Here is a 2,669-nt window from a genome sequence, read left to right as displayed (position 1 = left end):
CGCATCGTGCTCAACGCTACCCCCGAGAAACGCATCGAGCAGCGCACCGTGCGCGCCGCCGCCTGAAGGAGAACGCAAATGGCTTGGAACCGTGACGAGATGGCGGCCCGTGCCGCCCGCGAGCTGCGCGACGGCTACTACGTCAACCTGGGCATCGGGCTGCCCACCCTCGTGGCCAACCACGTGCCGGCCGGCATGGAGGTCTGGCTGCAAAGCGAGAACGGTCTGCTCGGCATCGGCCCCTTCCCCACCGAAGAGGAGGTGGATCCGGATCTCATCAATGCCGGCAAGCAGACCGTCACCACCCTGCCGGGCTCATCCTTCTTCTCCTCGGCCGACTCCTTCGCGATGATCCGCGGCGGCAAGATCAACCTGGCCATCCTCGGCGCCATGCAGGTCAGCGAAAAGGGCGACCTGGCCAACTGGATGATCCCGGGCAAGATGGTCAAGGGCATGGGCGGGGCCATGGACCTGGTGGCCGGTGTGGGCCGCGTGGTCGTGCTGATGGAGCATTGCGCCAAGAACGGCGAGCACAAGCTGCTGCAGCAGTGCACTCTGCCGCTGACCGGTGTCGGGGTGGTTCACCGTGTCATCACCGACCTGTGCGTCCTGGACATCACTCCCCAGGGGTTTTGCTGTGTCGAACTCGCCCCGGGCGTCACCGAAGACGAGGTGCGCGTGAAGACAGGCGCCCACGTCGAGTTCGCATTGGCCGCCGCCTGAGCGCCACGGCAGGCGCCGGATTGAACCGAGGGGCCCTGCGGGGCCCCTCGCTCGTTCAGAGGTCAGACGTGCCGCCCCCCGAGAGCCGCCATTGGCCATCGATCAGCAGCTCGTGCGGGCGAAACTGCGCCTTGTAGGCCATCTTGCGGCTGTCCTCGATCCAGTAGCCCAGATAGACGTAAGGCAGGCCGAGCTGGCGTGTCTGTTCGATCTGCCACAGCACGTTGTAGGTCCCGTAGCTGCAGCCGGGCTCCGGCTCATAAAAGGTATACACCGCCGACAGCCCGTCATTGAGCACATCGAGGATGGACACCATCTTCAGCAGGTTTGTCCCGGGTTCCCGGAACTCCACCAGCCGTGAGTTCACCCTGCTTTGCAGCAGGAACTGCGTGTACTGGTCCACGCTGTCGTGGTCCATCCCCCCCCCGCTGTGGCGGCCTGACTGATACCGCAAGTAAAGCTGGTAATGCTCGGGCACGAAACCCAGCCGTAACACGCGCGCCTGCAGCGCGGCGTGCTGGCGCAAGGCGCGGCGTTGGCTGCGGTTGGGCTGGAAGCGCTGCACCGGGATGCGCAGTGGCACGCACGCGCGGCAGCCGTCGCAGTAGGGACGGTAGGTGAACATGCCGCTGCGACGGAATCCTCGCGCCACCAGATCGGAGTATGTGTCCGTATGGATCAAATGGCTGGGCGTGGCCACCTGCGAGCGCGCCAACTTCCCCGGCAGATAGCTGCAAGGGTAGGGCGCGGTCGCATAGAACTGGAGCGACGCGAGCGGAAGTTCTTTCGGGTGCGTCATGCGGGCTGCATCGAGGACGTCACGCTATCACGGCTCGCGCCGGCCGGCGGTGCATCGAGCCGATCCCACAAGGCCGGCTCGAAGATCCAACGGGCGGGGGGCGGCAACGGGACGACCCGCCGCACATGAGCGAGGAAATGCGCGCGCGGCACCTCGTAAGCTCCCAGCGAGGCCAGATGTTCGGTGCGCTGCTGACAATCGATCATCTCGATGCCATGCCGCAGACAGAACGCCACCAGGGCGCACAGTGCGATCTTGGAGGCATCGGTCTGCCAGGCGAACATCGACTCGCCGAAGAACATCCGTCCCATGCCGATGCCATACAGACCCCCGGCCAGCTCTCCGTCGATCCAGGTCTCGAAAGAATGCACCTCACCCAGGCGGTGCCAACGCTCGTAAGCCTCTACCATCTCGGGAACGATCCAGGTGCCCGACTGTCCGGCCCGCGGGGTCGCTGCACAAGCCCGGATCACGCGCCCGAACGCCGAGTCGATGCGGATCTCGCAGCGCGTGTCCTTGCGGAAGCGCCGCAAGGTCTTGCGCAGCGACCGTGACACCTTCAGGCGTGAGGTCTCGAGCACCATCCGGGGATCCGGGCTCCACCACAACACCGGCTGGCCCGCTCCGTACCAGGGAAAGATGCCCTGCGCATAGGCCGCGCGCAGCCGTTGCGGCGACAGATCGCCACCCGCGGCCAGCAGCCCCGGGGCTTCCGAACCTGGCCCCAAGGCCTCCTCGACCGCAGGGAAGTCGGTCTGACCGGGGTCCAGCCACGCGATCGCCAGTGCGCTCATGAACAAGTGATGCAATGTCCTGCCCACATTCTGTGCGGGAACGTGCAGGCTGTGCACGCCATGGACGAGCCCCCGGATGCAAACCGGGGGATCGATGGGGAGCGGGGCTTGACCTTTCCGATGGATTGCCTTTACACTACAAGGCTTCGCTGATTGCAGTGGTGTCGGGGCTAAATGCCAAGCCTGTGTTTGGCGGCCTCGAGCAAAGCAAAGCCGTTAGCGAAAAGAAATGCCGAGTGCTTGACAAGGAAATCGAAATCTTGCAATAATCTCGGTCTTCGCTGATCACTGATTAGCGACGCAAACGAAGCGATGGTTTTGTTTGTGTGGTGGGTTCTTTAACAAGATACAGC

Annotated in this window: 3 protein-coding genes; 1 reads left to right on the top strand and 2 read right to left on the bottom strand. The window is 64.4% G+C overall.

What is annotated here, in order from left to right; all coding sequences use genetic code 11:
• Positions 1-78: 78 nt before the first annotated feature.
• A complete protein-coding gene (locus ACK42S_RS17210) occupies positions 79-723 on the top strand; it encodes a 3-oxoacid CoA-transferase subunit B (protein WP_409710458.1) in 645 nt (214 codons plus the stop codon).
• A gap of 55 nt (positions 724-778) precedes the next feature.
• Here ACK42S_RS17210 and ACK42S_RS17205 read toward each other — a convergent pair whose 3' ends face one another.
• Entirely contained in the window at positions 779-1,522 is a 744-nt protein-coding gene (locus ACK42S_RS17205) for an arginyltransferase (RefSeq protein WP_409710455.1), read from the bottom strand.
• A complete protein-coding gene (gene aat, locus ACK42S_RS17200) occupies positions 1,519-2,316 on the bottom strand; it encodes a leucyl/phenylalanyl-tRNA--protein transferase (protein ID WP_409710452.1) in 798 nt (265 codons plus the stop codon). The genes ACK42S_RS17205 and aat overlap by 4 nt, the downstream gene beginning before the upstream one ends.
• Positions 2,317-2,669: the final 353 nt, after the last annotated feature.

Origin of the sequence: Caldimonas sp., from assembly GCF_046289365.1 — a bacterium.
Taxonomy (GTDB): domain Bacteria; phylum Pseudomonadota; class Gammaproteobacteria; order Burkholderiales; family Burkholderiaceae_C; genus Caldimonas.
The sequence above is the reverse complement of the archived record's forward strand: the minus strand, read 5'-3'. Positions and strand labels throughout refer to the sequence as shown.

Excerpts from the sequence above, each read along its gene's own strand:
- ACK42S_RS17210 (WP_409710458.1), top strand. The coding sequence starts at position 79 with ATGGCTTGGAACCGTGACGAGATGGCGGCCCGTGCCGCCCGCGAGCTG.
- ACK42S_RS17205 (WP_409710455.1), bottom strand. The coding sequence starts at position 1,522 with ATGACGCACCCGAAAGAACTTCCGCTCGCGTCGCTCCAGTTCTATGCG.
- aat (WP_409710452.1), bottom strand. The coding sequence starts at position 2,316 with ATGAGCGCACTGGCGATCGCGTGGCTGGACCCCGGTCAGACCGACTTC.